Source organism: Nocardia otitidiscaviarum NBRC 14405 (assembly GCF_000308635.1).
Taxonomy (GTDB): domain Bacteria; phylum Actinomycetota; class Actinomycetes; order Mycobacteriales; family Mycobacteriaceae; genus Nocardia; species Nocardia otitidiscaviarum.
This window is the reverse complement of record NZ_BAGD01000054.1, coordinates 41,509-64,312: the sequence shown is the minus strand read 5'-3', so window position 1 is coordinate 64,312 and position 22,804 is coordinate 41,509. Positions and strand designations below refer to the sequence as shown.

General features: G+C 70.6%; 16 protein-coding genes. 6 read left to right on the top strand and 10 right to left on the bottom strand.

The window, feature by feature from the left end; translation table 11 throughout:
- Positions 1 to 110: 110 nt before the first annotated feature.
- A complete protein-coding gene (gene nhaA / locus ON31_RS10330; protein WP_039812083.1) occupies positions 111 to 1,397 on the bottom strand; it encodes a Na+/H+ antiporter NhaA in 1,287 nt (428 codons plus the stop codon).
- A gap of 403 nt (positions 1,398 to 1,800) precedes the next feature.
- Between nhaA and ON31_RS10325 the strand changes: the two genes are divergently transcribed.
- The 4 genes from ON31_RS10325 to ON31_RS10310 all read left to right on the top strand — a co-directional run bounded on the left by ON31_RS10325 (position 1,801) and on the right by ON31_RS10310 (position 11,859).
- Positions 1,801 to 2,421, top strand: coding sequence for a hypothetical protein (locus tag ON31_RS10325; protein WP_039812080.1), 621 nt, complete (start codon positions 1,801 to 1,803; stop codon positions 2,419 to 2,421).
- Positions 2,421 to 4,274 (top strand): flotillin family protein, encoded by a 1,854-nt coding sequence (locus ON31_RS10320; protein WP_039812077.1) that lies wholly within the window; start codon positions 2,421 to 2,423, stop codon positions 4,272 to 4,274. The genes ON31_RS10325 and ON31_RS10320 overlap by 1 nt, the downstream gene beginning before the upstream one ends.
- Positions 4,271 to 9,322: a DNA repair ATPase gene (locus tag ON31_RS10315; protein WP_063821462.1), complete on the top strand. Its 5,052-nt coding sequence runs from the start codon at positions 4,271 to 4,273 to the stop codon at positions 9,320 to 9,322. Before ON31_RS10320 ends, ON31_RS10315 begins: the two co-directional genes overlap by 4 nt.
- Before the next feature lie 434 nt (positions 9,323 to 9,756).
- The gene (locus ON31_RS10310) at positions 9,757 to 11,859 is read left to right on the top strand and encodes an acyltransferase family protein (RefSeq protein WP_255222043.1); all 2,103 of its coding nucleotides are present in this window, start codon (positions 9,757 to 9,759) and stop codon (positions 11,857 to 11,859) included.
- Positions 11,860 to 12,074: 215 nt separating this feature from the next.
- Here ON31_RS10310 and ON31_RS10305 read toward each other — a convergent pair whose 3' ends face one another.
- Both ON31_RS10305 and ON31_RS10300 read right to left on the bottom strand, forming a co-directional pair.
- A complete protein-coding gene (locus tag ON31_RS10305; protein ID WP_051037064.1) occupies positions 12,075 to 13,487 on the bottom strand; it encodes a HAMP domain-containing sensor histidine kinase in 1,413 nt (470 codons plus the stop codon).
- Entirely contained in the window at positions 13,484 to 14,212 is a 729-nt protein-coding gene (locus tag ON31_RS10300) for a response regulator transcription factor (protein ID WP_029929566.1), read from the bottom strand. The genes ON31_RS10305 and ON31_RS10300 overlap by 4 nt, the downstream gene beginning before the upstream one ends.
- A 253-nt stretch (positions 14,213 to 14,465) precedes the next feature.
- On the opposite strand from ON31_RS10300, the gene ON31_RS10295 reads away from it, so the two are divergent.
- Positions 14,466 to 14,684: a hypothetical protein gene (locus tag ON31_RS10295; RefSeq protein WP_039812074.1), complete on the top strand. Its 219-nt coding sequence runs from the start codon at positions 14,466 to 14,468 to the stop codon at positions 14,682 to 14,684.
- Positions 14,681 to 14,878, top strand: coding sequence for a hypothetical protein (locus ON31_RS10290; RefSeq protein ID WP_029929570.1), 198 nt, complete (start codon positions 14,681 to 14,683; stop codon positions 14,876 to 14,878). The genes ON31_RS10295 and ON31_RS10290 overlap by 4 nt, the downstream gene beginning before the upstream one ends.
- A 6-nt stretch (positions 14,879 to 14,884) precedes the next feature.
- Here ON31_RS10290 and ON31_RS10285 read toward each other — a convergent pair whose 3' ends face one another.
- The 7 genes from ON31_RS10285 to ON31_RS10255 form a co-directional block, all read right to left on the bottom strand.
- Positions 14,885 to 15,538, bottom strand: a complete 654-nt coding sequence (locus tag ON31_RS10285; RefSeq protein WP_039812071.1) for a response regulator — start codon at positions 15,536 to 15,538, stop codon at positions 14,885 to 14,887.
- A complete protein-coding gene (locus ON31_RS10280) occupies positions 15,535 to 16,680 on the bottom strand; it encodes a sensor histidine kinase (RefSeq protein WP_051037063.1) in 1,146 nt (381 codons plus the stop codon). Before ON31_RS10280 ends, ON31_RS10285 begins: the two co-directional genes overlap by 4 nt.
- A gap of 12 nt (positions 16,681 to 16,692) precedes the next feature.
- Positions 16,693 to 17,481, bottom strand: coding sequence for an ABC transporter permease (locus tag ON31_RS10275; RefSeq protein ID WP_051037062.1), 789 nt, complete (start codon positions 17,479 to 17,481; stop codon positions 16,693 to 16,695).
- The gene (locus ON31_RS10270; RefSeq protein ID WP_039812068.1) at positions 17,478 to 18,386 is read right to left on the bottom strand and encodes an ATP-binding cassette domain-containing protein; all 909 of its coding nucleotides are present in this window, start codon (positions 18,384 to 18,386) and stop codon (positions 17,478 to 17,480) included. The genes ON31_RS10275 and ON31_RS10270 overlap by 4 nt, the downstream gene beginning before the upstream one ends.
- 88 nt (positions 18,387 to 18,474) lie before the next feature.
- The gene (locus tag ON31_RS10265; RefSeq protein WP_370450477.1) at positions 18,475 to 19,371 is read right to left on the bottom strand and encodes a phosphatase PAP2 family protein; all 897 of its coding nucleotides are present in this window, start codon (positions 19,369 to 19,371) and stop codon (positions 18,475 to 18,477) included.
- Between the two features lie 151 nt (positions 19,372 to 19,522).
- On the bottom strand, positions 19,523 to 22,357 hold the full coding sequence (locus tag ON31_RS10260) for a CHAT domain-containing protein (protein WP_039812066.1): 2,835 nt from the start codon (positions 22,355 to 22,357) through the stop codon (positions 19,523 to 19,525).
- Positions 22,357 to 22,722 carry a hypothetical protein gene (locus tag ON31_RS10255; protein WP_147287195.1) on the bottom strand — a complete coding sequence of 122 codons (366 nt, stop codon included), beginning with the start codon at positions 22,720 to 22,722 and terminating at the stop codon, positions 22,357 to 22,359. The genes ON31_RS10260 and ON31_RS10255 overlap by 1 nt, the downstream gene beginning before the upstream one ends.
- Positions 22,723 to 22,804 lie beyond the last annotated feature (82 nt).

The window sequence follows — 22,804 nt, the reverse complement described above, 5'->3', positions numbered from 1 at the left end:
CGCGCGCGGTCGACCACGGCCCGCTCGAGCTGCCACGAGGGCGACCTCCGGCAGCCTCGAGCGGGCCGTACCCGTCGACGGCCGACGCGCCCGCGACAGCGGGAACCATTTCACTCCCGCTGGTTGCGCTGGTAGATGTCGGGAATGCCGTCGGCGTCCTCGTCGATGTTCTCGGCCTCGTACAGGCGGCGGTAGATGCCGTTGCGGCGTTTGACCAGGACGGCGGCCACGCCCGCCGCGATGAGGGAGCCGACCAGGACCGCCGCCTTGATATGGTCGGAATCGGCGGGGAAGGACAGTTCGCCGATGAGCAGGCTGACGGTGAACCCGATTCCGGCCAGGGCCGAGAGGGCGAAGACATCGGCCCATTGCAGTTCCGGGTTCAGTTGCGCGCGAGTGAATTTCACCGCCAACCAGGTGCCGCCGAAGATGCCGACGATCTTGCCGAGGACCAAGCCGAGCACCACGCCGAGCGACTCGGGTCGGGTGAACACCTCGCCCAGTGCGGAGGTCGACAGCGTCACCCCGGCGGCGAAGAGCGCGAACAGGGGGGCCGCGATACCGGCCGAGATGGGGCGCAGCAGGTGGGCGGCGTGGGCGGCGGGCGTCTCCGACTCGTCCTTGTCCGGGGTAGCGTGCAACAGCAGCCCCATGCACACCCCGGCTACCGTGGCGTGCACCCCGCCCACATAGGTCAGCGCCCAGATGGTGATGCCGAGCGGCACGTACCACCACCAGCCCCGTACCCGGAAATGTTGCAGCACAGCGAATACCGTGAGGCCGACGACGGCTCCGCCGAGGGCGAGCAGTTTCAGGTCGTCGGCGAAGCCGACCGCGATGACGGCGATGGCGCCGAGATCGTCCACGACGGCCAGCGTCAGCAGGAAAGCGCGCAGTGCGGCGGGCAGGTGGGTGTTCAGGACGGCGAGAACGGCGAGCGCGAAGGCGATGTCGGTGGCCATGGGTACCGCCCAGCCCGCAGTGTCACCGCCACTGCTCCCGGTGACGATCAGATACACCGCGGCGGGCAGAACCATGCCGCACAAGGCCGCGACCACCGGTAGCGATGCGGTTGCCGGAGTCCGGAGCTCGCCGATGACGAGCTCACGTTTCAATTCGATTCCGGCGACCAGGAAGAAGATCGTCAGCAGCCCGTCCGCGGTCCAGTGGGCGACCGAGAGATCCAGCCCGAGCGCGCCGATTCCGAAGTGGAAGTCACTGATCCGCGTATACCACTCGGCCCACGGGGAATTCGCCCAGGCCAGCGCGAGCACGGCGGCCGCCAGCAACAGCAAGCCGCCGACGGTCTCCGTGCGCAATGCCGTCGCCAGCGCTGATCGCTCGGACCAGGACGGTAACCCGAGAAACACCCTGCGCTCGCGCGGGGCGGCAGCCATGAACAACCTCCGGGGGCGTCGACGTGAGGGCACGTTGCCCCTGACCGCCGACCAGACTTCCCGGCACACCCCGCGTTCGTTGACGCGTTATTAACACCCTAACGGCCACCGTCCGGAATGTCTTCTTCGTGGTGGGAAATCCCGCCTGCCACCGGCCCGATACCACCCTCAACATGCACATGGAACGCGTTTGCCATATGGTTGCTGAACACCGGTCGACCGCCCCGGGGCTATTCGACTTGCCCCGGGGAGATCTTTACGGCATTCTTACACCCACAAGGGGAGCCGGGAAGCCTGGTCGGCACGTGATGCACGTACGTGGATCACGGTGGAACGATCAAGGAGCTTCTCATGCAACATCTTTCGTCGACGCGCGCCCCATTCCGCCCGGCATCCGCCGGGCATGCGTGAATTCTTCACGGCGACACTGACTTTTCCCACCGTTGTCTTCAGCTTCGCGCTGATCGTCGTCGTCGCGTACTGGCTCACCGTGCTGGCCGGTGGGGCCGATCCGGATCTGTTCGACACCGACTCCGACACCGGCGGTTCCGCCATCGGTGACCGGTGGGGTCTGAGCGGTGTGCCGGTATCGATCATCGTATCCATCCTCATCGCGCTGGCCTGGTTCCTGTGCCTGGCCGGGGCGACCCTGACCCGGGAGTTGAATCTCACCGGCTTCCTCGCCTTCTGCGCCGGAGTCGCCGTACTCGTGGTGGCCGTTCCGGTGTCCGTGCTGGGCACCCGGGCCATCGTCGTACCGCTGCGCCGCCTGTTCGCGCCCGCGGCGGAGCCCAGCAGGAATGACCTCGTCGGCCGGGTGTGCGTCATCCGCACCGGCCGCGTCGGACCGGATTTCGGTCAGGCGGAACTGATTTCGCCCGACGGCTCGTCGGCGATCATCCAGGTTCGCCAAAGTGCCCAACATGCCGCCGAAACACCACTCGCACACGGTGTTTCCGCAATCGTCTACGACTACGACTCGGCCACCGAGACCTTCTGGGTGGCCCCATTGGAGGGGATCTGATGTCTACCATCGCCATTGGTCTGGGAGTTCTGCTGGCTCTCGCACTCGTGATCGGCATAGCCGCGCTGTTCATCGTGAGCAGCCTGTTCAAGAAGGTGGAACAGGGCCGCGCCCTGATCATCTCGAAGATGCGCCGGGTGGATGTCACCTTCACCGGCGCGGTGGTGCTGCCGGTGCTGCACAAGGCCGAGTACATGGACATCTCGGTGAAGACCATCGAGATCGACCGGGTCGGCCGCGACGGGTTGATCTGCCGCGACAATATCCGCGCCGATATCCGCATCACCTTCTTCGTGCGGGTCAACAAGACCGTCGAGGATGTGGTCAAGGTCGCGCAGGCCATCGGCACCGCCCGCGCCAGCGATCAGTCCACGCTGCAGGAGCTGTTCGCCGCCAAGTTCTCCGAGGCGCTCAAGACGGTGGGCAAGCACCTCGACTTCGTCGACCTCTACACCAAGCGCGACGAGTTCCGCGACCGCATCATCGCGGTGATCGGCACCGACCTCAACGGCTACAGCCTCGAGGACGCCGCCATCGACTACCTGGAGCAGACCCCGCTCGCCCAGCTCGACGCCCAGAACATCCTGGACGCGCAGGGCATTCGCAAGATCACCGAACTCACCGCGGTGGAGCACGTGCGCACCAACGAATTCCGGCGCAACGAGGAGAAGGAGATCACCCGCCAGAACGTGCAGGCGCGCGAGGCGGTGCTGGAACTGGAGCGTCAGCAGGCCGATGCCGAGATCCGCCAGCAGCGCGAGGTGGAGACCATGCGCGCCCGCGAGGAGGCCGAGATCGCCCGCGTCCAGGCCGAGGAGCGACTGCGCTCGCAGACCGCGCATCTGCGCACCGAGGAGGCCCTGGGCATCCAGCAGGAGAACATGGGCCGCGAGATCGCCGTCGCGGAGAAGAACCGCGAACGCGTGATCGCCGTGGAGGCCGAGCGCATCGAGAAGGACCGGCTGCTCGAGGTCACCGCCCGCGACCGCGAGGTATCCCTCGCCCGGATCGCCGCCGACCGCGAGGTGGAGACGGAGAAGCGCACCGTCGCCGAGGTGGTGCGCGAGCGCATCGCGGTGGACAAGACCGTGGCCGAGCAGCAGGAGCAGATCAACCGACTGCGCGCGGTGGAGGCCGCCGAACGCGACCGCCAGGCCATCGTCATCCGCGCCGAGGCCGAGGCGCAGGAGCACCTGGTCAAGGATATCAAGGCGGCCGAGGCCGCGGAGGCCGCGGCCAAGTTCAAGGCCAAGGAGTCGCTGACGCTGGCCGAGGCCGAGCAGCAGGCGTCGGAACTGCAGGCGCGCGCCAAGATCCGCCTCGCCGAGGCGCAGCAGGCCGAGGCGGCCGCCTACGGGCTGGGCCAGGCGCAGGTCAAGGAGCGCGAGGCCGACGCCATCGAGAAGGTGGGCCGTGCCGAGGCGGTCGCACTGCGGGAGAAGGCACTGGTGGAGGCCGAGGCGCTGCGCGAAAAGCTCAAGGGCGAGGCCGAGGGTCTGCAGGAGAAGGCCGCGGCCATGGCGGCGCTCGACGATGTCACCCGCGAGCACGAGGAATACCGGCTGCGGCTGGAGATGGAGAAGGACATCGAGCTGGCCAAGGTCACCGCGCATCGCGAGGTCGCGCAGGCACAGGCCACGGTGCTCGCCACCGGCCTGGAGCAGGCCAATATCGACATCGTCGGTGGCGACTCGATCTTCCTGGACCGCCTGGTGGGCTCCATCGGCCTCGGTAAGGGCCTCGATCAGCTGATCGGCAACTCCGAGGTCGGCAAGTCCGCCGCGACCGCGCTCATCGGCCGGCTGGCCGGGGTCAACGGGCACGGCTCCGACGACGTCCCGCAGGCCAAGTGAGCGGGGCGGCACCACTGGACACCGGTCGCCGGATCGGAGGGGAATCCGGCGACCGGGGTTCGGTCGACATCGAGACGGGCACCTACGAGATCCTGCACGCGCGGCTGCGCGAGCACGCCGCCGAGGTGGCGCGGCGTGCGGAGCTGCTCAATGAGCGCCGGATCGCGGCCTTCGGCGGCTCCGAGCTGACGCTGCTGGGCACCGAGCGCATCCGCACCGGCAACAACTGCGTGCCGCGCGATGTGGTGGCGCTGCCGGACGGGCGCATGGTGTTCGGCTACAACGTGTTCGTCGGCATGCGGCCGGAGACGACGGTCGCCGACGTCTTCGCGGTGCACCGCTTCCGGGCAGAAGGCGCCACGCCGGACGGCGCAGGGCCGAACAACGCAGCGCCGGGGGCCGCGCCGTTCGGATTCGAATCCGCCGACGCCACCGGGCTTTTCGACGACCCGCGGTTCCTCCGCGATTTCGCCGAGCTGTACCGCTACTACAGCCAGACCCGGCTGCTGCAACTGCGCCGCGTGGAGGGCCGCCTGCTGGCGGTGTTCCAGACCGGCCAGCGCACCGACGACATCCGGGTGCTGCGCTGGCAGCTGGATACCGACGGATCGCTGCGCTACCTGGACAATCGTGGGGAGCGCGACCATGTCTTCCCGCCGTCGCACGATTTCGAATGGATCGAGACCACCCGCGACGACCAGGTGCACGGGCGGCATCCGCACCTGTCGATTCTCGGCGAGGTGTTCGTGGAGACGCTCGGCGGCACCCTCACCATCAAGGTCGAGGACAATACCGAGACCGGGGCGGGCATCTACAGCGAGCCCGTCGACGAGCCGCTGCAGAGCCTGGCCGATGCCGACGTGCACTACGCGCGGCTGGGGCCGCTGATCCTGCTGCGCATTCGGCCGTACAACGAAACCGACTGGCGGCACCTGGTTTTCAATACCCGCACCAAGGACGTGGTGCGGCTGGACGGGATCGGGCAGTCGTGCCGTCGGCTGCCCGAGGATCAGGGCATCATCTTCCCCGGCGGCTACTATCTCGCCACCGGCGTGCACAAGCGGTTCGACACCGATACCGCGGAGCTGGAGTACGAGCGCACCGTCCGGGCGGGCAACGGCGAGGACGTGCTGTACGTCTTCCACGCCCGCGCGGCGGGCCGCACCCTGCTGCTGCCCTACAACCTGGTGCGCACCGAGGTCGCCAACCCCACTGTCTGCCACGGCTATTCGATGTTCGAGGACGGCACCATGGTGGTGCTGCGGGCCATGTCGGAGGAGCCGACGCGGGTGCATCCGCTCCAGGTGTGGCGCACCCCGTTCGTCTCCGACGTGTACGCGGCCGCGCAGCCGGTGGGTACCGGCCCTCTGCACCGGGTCGGCAATGCCGAACTGGTGCGCGGTATCTCGGAATGTCTCGCGGTGCGCCGCATGGTGGACGAGATGCGGCCCGCCGCGGCGGTTTTCGAGGCCGTGATCGCGGCGTGCACCCGCACCGTCGACCTGTACCACTGGCTGGGCGATCCGGAGCTGGACGAGCCGGCCGCGGCGCTGGCCGAGGTGCGCGCCACCGCCGAACAGGTGCTGGACGAATTCGACAAGGTCACCGCGCTCACCGCGCAGGCGACCGCCGCCGTGGACGGCGCGGCCGACGAGGCCGCCGCGCTCATGCGCCGGGCCCGCGCCGCCGCGCACCGCACCGCCGACGACTGGGTGCGGATGCTGGCGGAGCTGCGGCGCGCGCAGGGGCATCTGGTGACGGTGCGCGAGCTGCGCTACGCCGACACCGAGCGCATCGATGCACTGGACGGTGAGCTCGCCGCCACGCTCACCGACACCGGGCACCGGGCCGTCGAATTCTTGTCCGGCGCGGACGCTTTCGCGGGCTACCGCACCGAGCTCGACGATCTGCTGGCACAGGCCGAGGCCATCGCCTCCGCCGCTGCGGCCGAACCGCTGCGGGAGCGGTTGAGCGAGCAGACCGACGCCCTGCGCATCGTCACCGATGTGGTCGGCTCGCTCGACATCACCGACGCCACCGTGCGCACCACCATTCTCACGCGCATCGGCGAGGTAATGGCCGGGGTCAACCGGGTGCGGGCCACCCTGGACACCCGGCGCGCGGAACTGGCCGCCGTGGAGGGCCGGGCCGCCTTCGCCGCCGAATACGCGCTGCTCGGGCAGTCGGTGAGCGGGGGGCTCGCGGTCTGCGACTCCCCCGAGGCATGCGACGACCAGCTGGCGAAACTGCTGCTGGCCATTGAGAATCTGGAGTCCCGCTTCGGCGAATTCGACGATTTCGCCGAGCAGCTGGGCGCCAAGCGCGAGGACGTGTACGAGGCGTTCGCGGCGCGCAAGCAGGCGCTGCTGGACGAGCGGGCCCGGCGCGGCGAACGTCTCGCGGACTCGGCACAGCGCATTCTGTCCGGGGTGGGCCGCCGCGCCGCCGCCCTGGGCTCCCTGGACGAGGTGAACACCTACTTCGCCTCCGATCCCATGGTGGCGCGGCTGCGCACAGCCGTGGCCGACCTGCGCGCCCTCGGCGATCAGGTGCGGGCCGAGGAGTTCGAGGGCAGGCTGCGCGCGGCGCGGCAGGAGGCCGGGCGCGCGCTGCGCGACCGCACCGATCTCTACGCCGACGGCGGGGAGACGCTGCGCCTGGGCCGCCACCGCTTCGCCGTCGACACCCGGCCGGTGGAGCTGACCATGGTGCCGCACGAGGATGCGCTCTGGTACGCCATCACCGGCACCGACTATCGGGCTCCGGTGCGTGACAGCGGCTTCGAGGCGACGCGGCCGTACTGGTCGCAACTGCTGGCGTCGGAGACCGCCGAGGTGTATCGGGGCGAGTACCTGGCCGTGTCGATCCTCGCCGCCGCCGAACACGACGGCGGCCTCGACGTCCTGCACGCGGCGGCCGCCGCCGGTGAACTCGCCGAACTGGTCGGCAAGATCGCCGCCGAACGCTACGACGAGGGCTACGAGCGCGGCGTGCACGACCACGACGCCGCAGCGATTCTCGATGCGGCCCTGCGCCTGTCGGCCGGAGCCGGGCTGCTGCGGTACCCGCCCGCCGAACGCGCGGCGGCCCAGCTGTGGTGGCGCTTCGCCCTGTCCCCGGAGCAGGCCGCGTACTGGCGTACCCGGGCCGGATCGCTGGCCCGTGCCCGCGCCGTCTTCGGCCGCACCACCGACGTGGACGAGGTGTGCGCCGAATTGGCCTCCGGGATAGTTGAATTCGGCAGCCACATCGGGCTCGACCCGGTGGACGCACAACTCGCCGGGGAGTACCTGTTCGAGGAATTGGCAACGGCCACCCCCGGGTTCGTGACCTCCGCCGGCGCCCGGCTGCTTCTGGACCGCTTCCACCGGGCCCTCGACGCGGCCTCCGCCACCGGACGTGCCGACTTCGAGTCCGATCTGCGCGAACTCGCGGACGCCACGCGCTATCGGCTGGTAAGAGCCTGGCTCACCGCCTACCTGGACCAGGCCGACGATCCCGAGCCAGCGGCCGACCTCCCCGAGGCGGTGGCGATCGAGCTGTGCGGCAGCGCGCTGCCCCGCTACGATTCCGCCGCCGCGCTCACCGCCACCGTCGGCGGCCTGCTCGGCACCCACCCGCGGATCACGGGTCGGGAGTTGAGTTTCCGGCTCGACGAGCTGCTGGCCCGCTGCGGCCGGTTCCATCGCGAGCGGGTGCCGGGCTTCCGGGCCTACCTGCGGCGCCGCACCGAACTGGTCGCCGCCGAGCGCGAGCGGCTGCGGCTGGCGGAGTACCGTCCGCGCGCACTGAGCGGGTTCGTGCGCAACCGCCTGATCGACGAGGTGTATCTGCCGCTGATCGGCGACAACCTGGCCAAGCAGCTCGGCGTGGCCGGGGACGCCGATCGCGTCGACCGCTCGGGTCTGCTGCTGCTGATCTCACCGCCGGGCTACGGCAAGACCACCCTCATGGAGTACGTGGCCGCCCGGTTGGGCCTGGTGCTGGTGAAGGTGAACGGTCCCGCGCTCGGCCACGAGGTGACCTCGATCGACCCCGAGCAGGCGCCGCACGCCACCGCCCGCCAGGAGCTCGAGAAGATCAACTTCGCCCTGGAACTCGGCAACAATGTGCTGCTGTACCTCGACGACATCCAGCACACCTCGCCGGAACTGCTGCAGAAATTCATCTCGCTGTGCGACGGCCAGCGCCGCATGGAGGGCGTGTGGGAGGGCCGCACCCGCACCTACGATCTGCGCGGCAAGCGGTTCGCGGTGTGCATGGCCGGTAACCCGTACACCGAGCAGGGCAAGCGTTTCCGGATTCCGGACATGCTCGCCAACCGCGCCGACGTGTGGAATCTCGGCGATGTGCTCTCCGGCCGCGACGAGCAGTTCGCGCTCAGCTACCTGGAGAACGCGCTCACCTCGAATTCCGTTCTCGCTCCGCTGTCCTCGCGTGATCGCGGTGATCTGGAGATCCTGGTCCGGCTGGCGCGCGGCGACCGCACCGCCACCGCCGACGGCCTCGCTCACCCGTACCCGGCGGCGGAACTGGCCGAGATCACCGCGGTGCTGGGCAAACTGCTGCGTGTGCAGGAGGTGGTGCTGGCCGTCAATCGCGCCTACATCGCCTCGGCCGCCACCGCGGACGCCGCCCGCACCGAACCGCCGTTCCAGCTCCAGGGCTCCTACCGCAATATGAACGCCCTCGCCGAACGCGTGGTCCCGGTCATGAACGACAGCGAACTCGAGGCCCTCATCGACGACCACTATCTCGGTGAGGCCCAAACCCTCGCCGCCGCGACCGAAGCCAACCTGCTCAAACTGGCCGAACTGCGCGGCACCCTGACCCCGGATCAGGCCCGCCGTTGGACCGAGGTCAAGTCCGCCTATCTGCGCGAACAGGCCCTCGGTGGCGCCGAGGACGATCCACTGGTCCGCGCCATCGGCGCGCTGGGACTGCTCGGCGACCGCATCGGCGGTATCGAATCCGCCCTGCGCGCACTCGAATCGACCGATTCCGGTCGGCACCACCGGGCGGCGGCAGGAGCAGAGGAGCACCGATGACCTACGAGGCGCGTCTCGGTTTCGACCTGCGTCTGATGTCGGTTCTCGGCAGATGTGGTCGCCGCCAGCCGGGCGATCCCCGGCTGGCGGCTCGATGAGGACCGGCTCATCGCGGCGCCCCGGCACCACGCACCGCACGTCCGGCTCATCGACGCGGGTTGACCTGTGCCCCTTGCTCCCCCAGCGGCCGGCCGGAGTGGACGGCCGCGAGCGGCATCGTCGCCGGCGCCGCGCGTCCGTGCGACACGCCAAGCGGTAAACATGCACCACGAAAACCGGTTGCGCAAGTCGAGAACCGATGAAACGGGCGCCGGCACCGCGCGTTTGCCAGCGGTGCGATGAGTCGGGCATCTTAAGGGGCGGTGCGCCGGGATCAGGTCGGCAACCCCCGGCTTGTCGCTCTGGTCGGGGCCGCTTCGTAGTGGGGAGTTCTCGTGTACACGCGCACCCCGGGACCGGTCGCGCCCGTCGCACCGGCGGCCCGGAATCCGCTGCCCGGCATCGCCTCCCGCCCGAGCTACCGCGACGATCTCGACGGACTGCGCGGTATCGCGATCGCGCTGGTGGTGGCCTTCCACGTCTGGATGGGGCGGGTATCCGGCGGTGTGGACATCTTCCTGGTGCTGTCCGGCTTCTTCTTCACCGGAATGCTGTTGCGCCGCACCGACACCACGGGCGGCCCCGGCATCGGCGCGACCCTGCGGCGCACCGCCCGCCGCCTGCTGCCCGCCCTGCTGGTGGTGCTGACCGCCGTCGCCGTCGCCACGGTCGTCGCGATGCCGTACACCCGCTGGAACGACATCTCCGCACAACTGCTGGCCTCGGGCTTCTACTTCCAGAACTGGTATCTGGCCGTCGCGGAGCTGGACTACGCCGCCGCGGATCCCTCGATCAGCCCGCTACAGCACCTGTGGTCCATGGCCGTACAGGGGCAGTTCTACCTGGCGATCCTGGCCGTCGTCGCGCTCTGGGCGGCGGTGCGGCCCCGCCCGGACCGGCGCCGCCCCACCCTGCTGCTGGTGCTGCTGCTCGGCGCGGCGGCCTCGTTCTGCTACGCCGCCGACGCACCGCAGCAGCAGGCGTGGATCTACTACGACAGCGCCGCCCGCGCCTGGGAACTGCTGGCGGGCGCAGCGCTGGCCGTGGTCGCGCCGTGGCTGACGATTCCGCACCGGATCCGCTGGCTGGCGGGCGTGGTGGGCCTGAGCATGGTGCTGTCGTGCGGCCTGCTGTTCGACGGTGCCACCGAATTCCCCGGTCCGGCAGCGTTGTTCCCGGTCGCCGCCGCCGTCCTGCTGATCCTGTCCGGACTGCACGTCCCGGCGGCCGAACGTCCGTGGGCGAACCGGATGCTGGCGAGCCGGTTGTGCACCGAACTCGGCGCCGTCGCGTATCCGCTCTACCTGTGGCACTGGCCCATTCTGATCTTCTACCTGACCGAATCCGGCCGCAAACACGCGGGATTCGCCGACGGGCTGGCGGTGATCGCGGCATCGCTGGTGCTGGCGTGGGTGACGACGCGGGTGATCGAGACACCGCTGCGCCGCCCCGCCCCGACGGCTCCGGATTCTTCCGGGGCCCGGTGGATTCGCCGCGGCACCGGCACCGTGGTCGCGGCCTTGGGCATCAGCGTGCTGGCCGGCGCGCTGGGCTGGCAGGTGGTGTCGGCCGCGAATCCTCCGCAGCCGCCGAAGCCGTTCGAATTCCCCACCAGGTACCCGGGCGCGGACGCCCTGGTTCGGGGCATCGACCCGCCGCCGCATCCCATGCGGCCATCGGTCCTGCGGGGCAATGCCGATTCGCCGCCGCCCACCCGCGACGGCTGCATCACCCCCGACCGGGAGGTGCGCTCGTGCGTCTACGGTGACACCACCGCCGGTCGGGTTATCGCGGTGGTCGGCGGTTCGCATTCCGAGCACTGGATTCCCGCACTCCAAATCCTCTCCCGCGATTACGGATTCCGGATCGTCACCTATCTGAAGGAGCGCTGCCCGCTCACGCTCTCCGACCACCCCTCCTACGCGGAGGCCCCGTTCCCGGAGTGCCGGGAGTGGTCGGAGGAGGTGCTCGACCGGCTCGCCGAGGAGCGTCCGGACTGGGTGTTCACCATCTCCACGCGCAGCCGCGTGGAGGGCGCCGGGGACGAGGTGCCGCCGGAGTTCCTGGACGTGTGGTCGGCGCTGTCCGAGCGCGGCCTGCGGGTGCTCGCGCTGCGCGACACCCCGCGCCTGCGCCACGGCGACGTCTACTACCGGGCCGTCGACTGCCTGGCCCGGCGCGGCACCACACCCGACAGCTGCGGCATGGATCGTGCCGCGGCGCTGTCCGCGCGGGACCCCGCCGAGGAACCGGCGGCGAGCTATCCGAACATCTTCCCGATGGACCTCAGCGACGCCGTATGCCGTACGGACCGTTGCCGGGTCGCCGAGGGCAATGTGCTCATCTACCGCGACGAGCACCATCTCACCGCCAGCTACGTCCGCACCCTCGCCCCGGAGCTGGGGCGGCAGATCGCGGCGATCACGGAGTGGTGGTAGGCGGCCCGCACCGGAGGAGCGGTCCGGGCCGGAGTATTGCGGTGGCTTGACGGCGGATTTGCGATCCGGGCACAGCTAGCCGACTTTCGCCGTCGGCCACCGGGTTCGGCGCCGCCGGTGCGGTAGCGTCGCAGCGGCGGCGGCGCTCCGCTGTCGGGACAGCTCCCTCGCGAAACCTACAGGGCCACCGGGTCGCCGCCGCCCCCATGACACCGTCAGCGTATCGACGTCGGTTCCCGCTCGGATTCCAGCACCTCGGCCTCCACCCGCGGCAGCCGCACCACGAACCGCGCCCCGCCGCCCGGCCGGTCCTCGCAGTACACCCGGCCCCCGTGCGCCGCAACGGTTTCCGACACCAGGGCGAGGCCGATACCGGTACCCACCGCCGCACCGCGTTCGACCCGGATGGTGGCGAAGCGCTCGAAGATCCGGTTGCGGTCGGCGACCGGCACGCCGGGACCGGCGTCGTCGACCGTGATCACCGCGGCGGCGCCGTCCCGGCGCACGGTGACCGCGACCGGTCCCCCGCCGTGGCGGGTGGCGTTCTCCAGCAGGTTGGCGACGGTGCGCTCGAGTTCGAGCCGTCGGCCCTCGATGGTGGAATCGGTGACGACCGTGAGCAATTCGGGCGGATAGTGCCGTTCGGCGAGGGCGTGGGTGAGCAGTTCGCCGAGGGAGAGCAGTTCGACGTCGCCGCGGTGCACCCCGGCGTCCACGCGCGCCAATTCCAGCATGTCGTCCAGCATCCGGCGCATATGGCTGAGTTCGTCGCTGGTCAACCGCAGCGCCCGCCGCATCCGCTCCGGCAGCTGCTCCTCGTACTTGTTCATGACGCCGACGCTGGTGACCAAGGTGGTGAGCGGGGTGCGCAATTCGTGGCTGACATCGCCGACCAGGCGGCGCTCCCGTTCGATGCGCTGTTGCAGCGAGTCGACCATGGTGTTGAAGGCGTCGACGGTATCGGACAGATCACGGTCGGCGGTGCGCGGCAGCCGGGTGTCGAGTTCGCCCGAGGCGATCCGCGAGGCTGTGACGGCCAGCTGGTGCAGCGGTTTGAGCACCCGCCGGCTCGCCCAGACGCCGAGCACCGCACCGACCGAGGAGGCGACGATGGCGCAGGCGATCAGTAGATTCCGCAGCATGCGCAGGGTGGAGTCCAGCTCCGCGATGGGCGTGAACTCGTAGAACATATCCCCGCGCGCGTTCAGCGGAAGCCCAACGCGCAGATAGGGTTTGCCCGCCACCGTCACCCGCTGCGTGCTCTCCTCCGAACCGCCGGCGATATCCGGGGACAGCAGCGCCGAGGTCGCCAGCGCGGAGTCGCTGTCGATCCAGGTGTCACCCCAGCGCACCAGCATCACCGTGCCGTCGGGCGGTTCGATGGCCACCAGATCGGCTTCGGTGGGCTGCTCGGCGGCGACATTCTGGCGCAGGATCCCGATATGGGCGTCGGTGAGACGGACGGCCGAGCGCTCGCGCTGCCCCTCCATATAGCCGCGGCCGACGGTGAACACCGAGACCGCCAGCACCAGCGACACCAGACTGGCGCTCAGGGCGAAGGCGAGCACGGCACGGCTGTACACACTGCGCGCGGGCCGCCATCGGGTGGTGCCGGCGTCCGCGGTCACCGCTGCACGTCTAGTCGGTATCCGAGCCCGCGCACCGTCACCACGATCCGCGGTGCGGACGGGTCCCTCTCGATCTTGGTACGCAACCTGCGCATATGCACGTCCACAATCCTTTGGTCACCGAAAAACCCGCGGTCCCACACCCTTTCGAGCAGAACATCGCGGCTGAGCACCCGCCCCGGCGCTTCCGCCAGTTCGCAGAGCAACCGGTACTCGGTGAGTGTCAGATGCACCTCCTCGTCGCCCCGCAGCAGGCGGCCGCTGTCCTGCGACAGCACCAGCGGCGGGTTCGATTCGGCGTCCAGCACCACCTCGGGGCGGCCGTCGGGGTCCGGGGCCGCGTCACGGCCCTGCGCCAGCCGCGCCCGTCGGCGCAGCGCCCGCATGCGCGCGGTGATCTCCTTGATCTCGAACGGCTTGGTCACGAAGTCGTCCGCCCCGGCCTCCAACGCGGCCACCACGTCGTGGGTGTCGTCGCGAGCGCTCACCACGATGATGGGCACGTCGTGGTCGCGGCGCACCTCACGGATGCAGGTGAATCCGTCCATCGCCCCCAGCATCAGATCCACGATCATGACATCGGGCACGCCGCGGCTGCGCACCTGCGCGAGCGCCACCTCGGCCCCACCGGCCTCGGAGACCTCGTACCCCTCGTCCTCCATGGCCAGCCGCAGCGCCTCCCGGACCCGGTCGTCGTCCTCTACGATCAGCAGGTTCGCGCCCATCAGTCCATCCCTCGCACCGCCGTCGGAACCAGTCACGCCCTGTCGCCTCCGAATCGCGGAGCGGACGACCCAGCAGCTTTGAGTACCCGACCACTCTGTCGGGAAAACCTTCCGTCGTTGCCGCACATGCCGCCGACGGTTCCCTACCGGGGCAACGCGTCGCAAGGCGGAGCGGTTTCGGCCCGCGAATCTTCAAACAACCGCAAACTAGTTTCCGGTGTCGCCGCAAAGTGGGCAACCCACCATCGACTAGGTGACGCAGAGTCGACTGTCCCGGCGTTCCTACCGCCGCATCGGCGATCCGGCGCTGTGGGAGCGCGGCATCCGCGCACACCATCGGTCACCGGGACCGCCGGAAGGTCGGCGGCAACCGTGCACCCGTGCCGCACGGCGCTGCACTGACGACAACGGCGTCGCTCACCATGCCGTCACCACGCGTACGGATTCCATCGACCACCGGCTGTTCCGGTGACCGACCCCAACTCGCACGACGTCCACGTGCGCCTGCGCTTTCCCGAGGGTGGCGCCGTGGTCGAATACCGGGCCACCGAGCCCGTGGCCCGCAGGCTCGCCCACGACCTGGGTCGGCACGGCGTCATCGTCACCATCGACAACGATGTGCATCCCCAGCTCAGCGACCTGCCCACCACCGATCTCTGGGGGTAGCCCGGCTCACTCCGGCCGCACCAGACGGGTCTCGTAGGCGTAGATCGCGGCCTGGGTGCGGTCGCGCAGGTGCAGTTTGTCCAGGATGCGGGCCACATGCGTCTTCACCGTCTGTTCCGAGATCACCAGTGCGCGCGCGATCTCGGCATTGGACGACCCGCGCGCGATGCACACCAGCACCTCGGTCTCGCGGGCGGTGAGTTCGGCGGGTGCGGGGCCCGGTCGGTGGTCGGCGGTGCGGGCGAACCGTTCCACCAGGCGGCGGGTCACGGTGGGGGCGAGCATGGCCTCGCCGCGGGCGACGGCGCGCACCGCCTCGCCCAGAATGTGGGCCGAGGCGTCCTTGAGCAGGAATCCGCTCGCCCCGGCCCGCAGCGCCGTGTAGACGTACTCGTCGAGGTCGAAGGTCGTCAGCACGATGACGCGGGTGTCGTGCTCGGCCGCGACGATGCGGCGGGTGGCCTCCAGCCCGTCGACGCCGGGCATGCGGACGTCCATCAGGACGATGTCGGGGTGCAGCAGCCGCGTCTGCGCCACCGCCGCGATGCCGTCGGCGGCGTGGCCGACGACGGCGATATCAGGCTGGGCGTCCAGCAGCACCGTCAGCCCCTCGCGCACCAGTTCCTGATCGTCGGCGACGAGCACGCGGATGGCCGTCACGACTCCTCCCGGATCGGCAGTTCCGCGCGCACCCGGAAGCGGCCGTCGGCGGGTGCGGCCGTGAGCGTGCCGCCATAGGCCGCGACCCGCTCCCGCATACCGGTCAGCCCGTGTCCGGCCCGGCCGCCGACGGCTCCGGCCGGTAGCGGATTGTCGACGTCGATCCGCATCCGATCGGTGTCGCAGTGCACGCGCACCCGCACCGACGCGCCGGGGGCGTGCCGGACGGCATTGCTCAGCGCCTCCTGGACGATGCGGTACGCCGAGAGTCCGATGCCCGCCGGTATCGCGGTGAGATCGCCATCGGTATCGAGTTCGACGTGGGTGCCGGTGCCGCGCACCGAGTCGACCAGGCGCGGCAGGTCGGTCACGGTGGGCTGCGGCGCCGCACCGGTGTCTCCGGAGCGCAGCAGCTCCAGAATGCGCCGCATCTCGCCCAGCGCGGTGACGGCGCTGTCCCGAATGGCGGCGAAAGTCTGTGGTGCGGCGGCGGATTCGCGGAACTGCGCGGCCTCGGCCTGAATGGCGATGACCGACATGTGGTGCGCCACCACATCGTGCAGTTCGCGCGCGATCCGGGTCCGCTCCTCCAGCAGTGCGGCGCGTTCGGCCTGCCGCCGAGTCGCCTCCTGTTCGTCGCGCAGTCCGCGCCGGGCCGCCGCCAGCGCGCGCAGCGCCGCACCGGCCACCAGGATCAGGGCCGCCAGCACCGATACCTCGAGCAGCTCCGACAGTCCGCGTGGCGGCCGCAGCAGCACGGCGAGCAGCGCACCGGCCGCCGCCGTGCCCGCCCAGTAGGCCGCGGCCTGCCGGGCGGGCACGCTCAGCGCGAGGACACCCAGCACCAGCAGGTGACTGTTGATCATGGCGTCCACCCACAGCCCGGCGTCCACCCACAGCGACGCCACCACGACCGCGATGACCGACGCCGCCCAGGCGGGCAGCGGTAGGCGGGGTGCGAGCGCCACCGCGAGGCCCTGGATCAGGGCGAGTCCGACGGCGCGGCGGTCCGACAGCCCGGTATCGGATTGCAGGGTGTGCAGCACGACCGCGAACACCAGCGCCGCGAGCACCAGCAGGGCGGCCGACAGCGCCTGGACCCACCGAAAGCGGCCGAGATCTGCCGAGATCAGCTCGAGCATGAGTCCACGATCTCAGATATCGGCGCGGTTCAGGGCGCGCCTGGCCAATCCGAGCGCCCCCACCGCCCCCGCCGCCACCAGCGCCAGGCGCGGCCAACCACCCAGCGAGCCCATGAGTTCCGGTGCCCCGTCGGCACTCTGCGACAGCTTCGCCACCACCGCACTGGGCGCGACGACGGTCACCCACCGGTGCAGCTCCCCCAGCGCCTGGGCGGCGGTGACCTGGGGCAGCACCACATGTGCGGTGATCACGGCCACCGCACCGGCCGAACTCCGCAGTGTCACCCCGACCGCCAGACCGAGCGCGGCGACGGCCGGGAAGCAGCAGTAGATGCCGAGCATCCCCGGAAATGCCTGTCCGTCAGCGAATCTCGTGCCGTCGATGGCCGCGCCGCCGATCAGCCAGGCGGCCGTCACGGCGGGTATGCCGACCGCGGTGGACACCGTGACCACCAGCAGGGTTTTCGCCGCCAGCAGCAGATCCCGCCACGGGGTGGCGGTCAGTACCGGCCGGATGGTGCCCGATCCGAATTCGGTGGTCACGACCAGCGCGGCCCAGGCTCCGATCACGGCCAGCGCCAACGAGGTTCCGGTCAGCGCACCGCCGAGGACGGTGTCGTCCGGTTCCAGGCTGCCGGTCAGCCCGACCACGGCGGCCATGACCGGCGGCACGGCCAGCGCCAGCAGCGGCAGCAGCCACAGGCTGCGCGCCGAGCGCATCTTGATCACCTCGGAGCGCAGCTGATCGCGCAGCAGGGGCGCGAAGGATGCCGTGACGGTCGGGGCGACAGCGCGTGTCATACCCTCTCCCGGATGTCGCGCTGCCGGTATTGCCGGTGTGCGGCAACCAGATCCGTGTACACGTCCTCCACCGAGGCGCGCACCGGGGTCAGCTCGTCGAGCACGATGCCGCGATCGGCCGCCACCCGTCCGATCTCCCGCGGCGACAGCCCGCGCACGGTCGCGACCTCGCCCCGCAGTTCGGCCGCCCCGCCCAGGGCGGCGGTGAGCGCCACCAGGTCGGCGCTGCGCACCCGGACCACGGATTCGCTTCCCCGGGCGACGAATTCGCCGATCGGCTGGTCGGCGAGCAGCCGCCCCGCCCCGATCACCAGCAGATGGTCGGCCACCAGTTCCAATTCGCTCATCAGGTGGCTGGACAGCAGCACGGTCCGACCCTCGTCGGCCATATCGCGTAGCAGCCCTCGAATCCACCGGATCCCCGCGGTATCGAGTCCGTTCATCGGCTCGTCCAGGATCAGCACCCCGGGATCGCCCAGCAGCGCCGCCGCGATGCCCAACCGCTGCCGCATCCCCAGTGAGAACCCGCCGACCCGGCGACCGGCCACATCGGCCAGCCCCACCAGTCCGAGCACCTCGTCCACCCGCTCCGCCCGAATCCCGGTGCAGGCGGCCAGCATCGCCAGATGCGCGGCGGCGGTGCGCCCCGCCAGCACATCGCCCGCGTCCAATAGCGCGCCCACGGTGCACAGCGGCCGCCGCAAGTCGCGGTATCGCCGCCCGCACACCGTCACCTCCCCCCGGGTGGGCGCGTCGAGGCCGAGCACCAGCCGTAACGTGGTCGACTTCCCCGAGCCGTTGGGGCCCAGAAATCCGGTCACCCGCCCCGGTCGCACCACGAACGTCGCGTCCGCGACGGCCCGGGTCCGCCCGTAGTACTTCGTCAGTCCCCGCGCCTCGATCATGTGTCGACGCTATGCGCGCACCGGGTGCGTCCACATCCCTCCCGCGGGCGGTTTCGCCCATCCCCCGTGCGAGGGATGCGGATTCGCGCTATCGGTGCACCAGTTCGGGCGTCTCGGCGACCGGTTCGCGCCGACGCAGCCGGGTGCGGCGCTCCCAGAGTCCGGCCAGCAGGGCGGTGATGCCGACGTAGGCGAAGCCGAGCAGGACGTCGACGACGTAGTGTTCGCCGCCGTAGACGAGGGTGAACGACATGGCCGCCGGGAAGAGGGCGAGGGGGACGCGCAGCCACCACGAGGTGAGCAGCGGCCACAGCGTCACGGTCACCAGCACGGCGAACGCGGTGTGCAGCGAGGGCAGCGCGGCGACATAGTTGCCGTGCTGTTCGAGCCAGCCCGCACTGGTGTCGGACGGCACCAGTCCCAGCCCGAATCCGGAGATGCGGCGGACCTCCTCGGTGATCGCACCCTCGCGGCTGGCGTACCAGGGCGGGGCGGCGGGCACCAGGATGTAGGTCAGCAGCGCCAGGTAGGACAGGATGAGGATGCGCCGCATGTACCGCGCCCACAGCGGCCGCGAGTACACGTAGAAGATCGCGGCCACCGCCCACGGCACGATGAAATGCGTGGTGTAGACGACGCCGATGATCGGCGTCCACCACGGCTCCCCGTCGGAGGCCAGGTGCTCCTGTAACCAGACCGTCGGCAGCGCGCCCCCGAACAGCGCCCGATCCGCCGCGACCAGCTCCCCCATCCGCAGCGGCATCCCGAGCGTATCGGCGAGATCGCGGGTGACGTCGTACACCACCAGCGCGCCGATCAGGGGGAGCCAGTCCACCAGCACCCGCAGGTGATCACGCCACGGCCGGTCGATGGTGAACGCCACCACCCCGGTCAGAATCCAGGCCGCCTCCACCAGCCGCCCGGACGGCAGTCCCCCGGCGAGTACCGTGACGACCAGAGCCGTCAGATACGTGTATCGCACCACGGCCCGCACGGTGGGCCGCCCCGGTGGAGCGCCGGGAGCGTCGTCGGCTGTCGTCTGAGAGGATTCGGTCCACAACCCCGCCATTCACACAGTGTTCCACGCCCGTTCATCGGGCGGACGTCCGAACCACCCGATCCGGCGCGACTCCAGGTCAGCCGCCTTCGACCACCCACCCGGCCCAGTGATACGGCTCCGGCCGGGTGCGCCGGACGGTGAGCTGCGCCGATCGCAGCGCCTCCGCCGGGGTGGAGCCCGTCGCCAGTTCGGCATAGAAGGCCGACACCAGCGCGGCGGCGGAGGCGTCGTCCACCTGCCACAGCGTGGACAGGCAGCACCGGGCGCCCGCCGCCAACGCCGCCGTGCGCAGGCCCAGCAGACTGCCGTCTGCGAAATCCACCGCCCCCACTCCGGTTTCGCAGGCCGACAGGACGACCAGCTCCGTGCCGGCCAGATCGAGCAGGGCGAGTTCGCCGGCCGACACGATGCCGGCGCTCACCTCGGGGGTGGTCCGCGCCCCGGCCAGCCAGGCGTTGAATCCGGCGAGCAGCAGCGCCGATCGGGACAGCTGCGCGGCCGGACCGATCCGCAGCAGCCACCGCACCCGGCTGCGGTGCCGGGTGCGCACGGTCTGCGCCCGCTCGATGCGGTCGTCCGCCAGTTCGGTGTTCTCGGTGCGGACCGCGACTCCGGCGATGGCGCGCACGCGATAGCCGGTCGGCTCATCGCGCTCGGCGGCGTGGCCGATGGCGTCGAGGAATACGCCGTGTGTCGCTATGTGCAGAATGCGCGGGCGGACGGCCGCGAGCAGCCGGGACCGGGTCGCCGCCGCGCCGACGACCGGTGTGACGCCGAAACGCCGTGCCACCTCCTCGATTTCGGCGCGGGCGTGGGGCAGCGACGACACGCGCATGGCGAAGATGAGCGGTTCGGCCGCATCGACCTGGTGGTCGAAATCCGGGGCGCCCAGCACGATCGGCGGCCCCACCGGGGGCGGATCCGGCGCGGACCGTCGGGCGACCAGCCACCGGGCGCTCGGAATCAGCGTGAGCACATGGCGTTCGGCCAGCGGAACGCCCGCGGAGTCCCGCAGGAAAGCCGGTGACACCATGCCCCACCGTCCGCTCGGGGCGATCACCAGTGCGCGCGGCAGCGGGTCCGCGGCGTCCACGAGGGCGGGCATCAGTGCGCGCACCCGGGCCGTCCAGTCGAGATCCCGGTCCGGCGTGGGCCTTTCGGCGGCGAATCGGCCCAGCTGATTCAGCCGCTCGTCGATCTCGTGCACGACTCCCAGCCGCCGGTACCGGATCGCGTCGCGCCCGGTGACACGGAACACCAGATACTCCCGTTCCCCGGACGGTCGGCGCACGGTCGCGATATCCAGCAGCGCGGTGTGCTCCGGCAGGTGATCGCGCACCTCCCCCACGGTCAGCGTCGCGACCCAGTGCCCGCCCAGGTGCCGGTACAGTTCGACCTCCGCGTCGCCGAGCCGCCGGGCGGCCTGCCGCTGCCGGCGGCGCGCGGCGGCGATCATCTCCTCCCCGGTCCACTCCAGATCGGTTCGCGCCACCTCGGCCCGCAGCGCCCGGACCCGCTCCAGTGGCGCTCCGGCATCCGCGCGAGCGCGCAGCCACCCGCTGCCCTGGCGCTCGGCGAGCACGCCTTTGCGATTCAGCAGCAGTTCGTAGAGCCAGTCGGGTGCCTCGCCCGCGGCCGCGGCGGGCAGACAGTAGCCCAGTACCGTTTCCGTGCGCCGCATGACCTCGGCCATCATGGTGCGGGCGGCCGCCTCCGCCGCACCGGCCATCCGGCGCGCTGACAGCTCCGCGTCGGTGGCCGCGATGCACATGCCCACCGCCGCGGCCAGTTCCTGATCACCGTCGTGGTGAGCGGCGGACAGCAGCGCGGCGAAACCCTCGAGCGGACGATCCGGCGCGCCCGCGTCCATCCAGTCCGGCAGGGCGGGGGCGAGCAGATCCACCACATCCCGGTACCGCCCCTGCCGCTCGAGCGCCTGCCCGCGCATGGAGAGCGTCGACATCGCGGTGGCGCGGGTGACCGGATAGGTCTCGAGCAGTTCGACGGCGCGTCGGCTGAGTTCGTCCTGGCATTGCACCTCACCCGCCTTCGCGGCGGCATCGGCTCGGTTGACCAGCGATATGACCAGGTCCTCGGCCGCGTCGGGCAAGGCCGCCTCGAAGATCTCACCCGCCCGGCGCAGGAACTCCTCGGCGTCGCGAAGGTGTTGGGCGGATGTGAGATTCACATATCCGTCGGCGGTGGTGACCGGACCGGACGCGGTGGCCAGCGCCGCCTGCACCACACCGAGGTTGTCCAGGGTGACGGCCAGGCTCAGCGGTTCCTCACCGACCCGTTCACCGATCTCCAGCGCCTCGATCAGCGCGTCCGCGGCACCGGTCAGGTCGTGGCGCCCCTGCCGGGTCAGACCCAGATCGTTGAGCACCGCGCCGCGCAGCCGGAGCGCGTCGACATCCCGGTCGTCCAGCGCGGCCAGCGCCGTCACGAGCGACGATTCCGCCGCGTCGAGGTAACCGAGGCGGCGCAGCAGCTCACCGCGCAGGCGGTGCAATCGCGCTGTCGCGGAGGGCGACTCGTCGGAGGGTGCGCGGTCGGCGACGGCCAGCGCCCGGTCGAGAACATCGATGCCGTGCTCGGACATGCCGTGGCGGCTCAGTTGCCGCGCGAAACCCATGGGCAGTACCGGACTTCCGGTGCTCGCGAACGCGGTGAGGGTGGCCTCCGCGGCCGCCCGCACCGGCCCGTCGACCGCTGCCGGTTCGTCGCCGTGGCTCAGGTGTCCGGCCAGGCGCGCCATTCGGTCGCAACAGTGCACGACGGTGTCGAAATCGGCCGGATCGGCCGACCGGGCGCGGTCCAGGCACGCCGCGATGAGCTCAGGAGGGGGCTCCGGCTGGCCGAGCGCACGACGAACGAGGTCGTCGAGCGCGGCGGCCCAGCCGGTGTCCATCAGTCCTCCGCCGCGTCGAGACCTATCCGGATGCGTCGGGCGCCCGCCTCCAGCGCGTCGGCGATCAGGCGGCCGCGAACGTCCTCGGGCAGCGCGGCCAGCAGCACCACCGTGTCGTCGGGTCGTTCGACGGCCACCGTCGCATCGGGCTCGGCGGCGAACACGCGTTTCGCGAATTCGGTGACGATGGGAGTCAGCAGGGTCACGGCGCCGGAGACGAGCGCGACCGCCATGGCCGGATCCAGACCGCGGTGTTCGGGCGTATCCGCCGTCACCGAGACCCCCGACCGCTCCGACTCCGCGCAATTCAGCAGGCGCAACAGCTCCCCCGCCGGAATCCAATCGGATTCCATGCTGATGGTCACGTGCGAAATGTCCACAACACCTCCGTCACTGTCGAATAAATGCTATCGGAGTGCGGGTAATTGATGCGGCTGTAACCCTGAA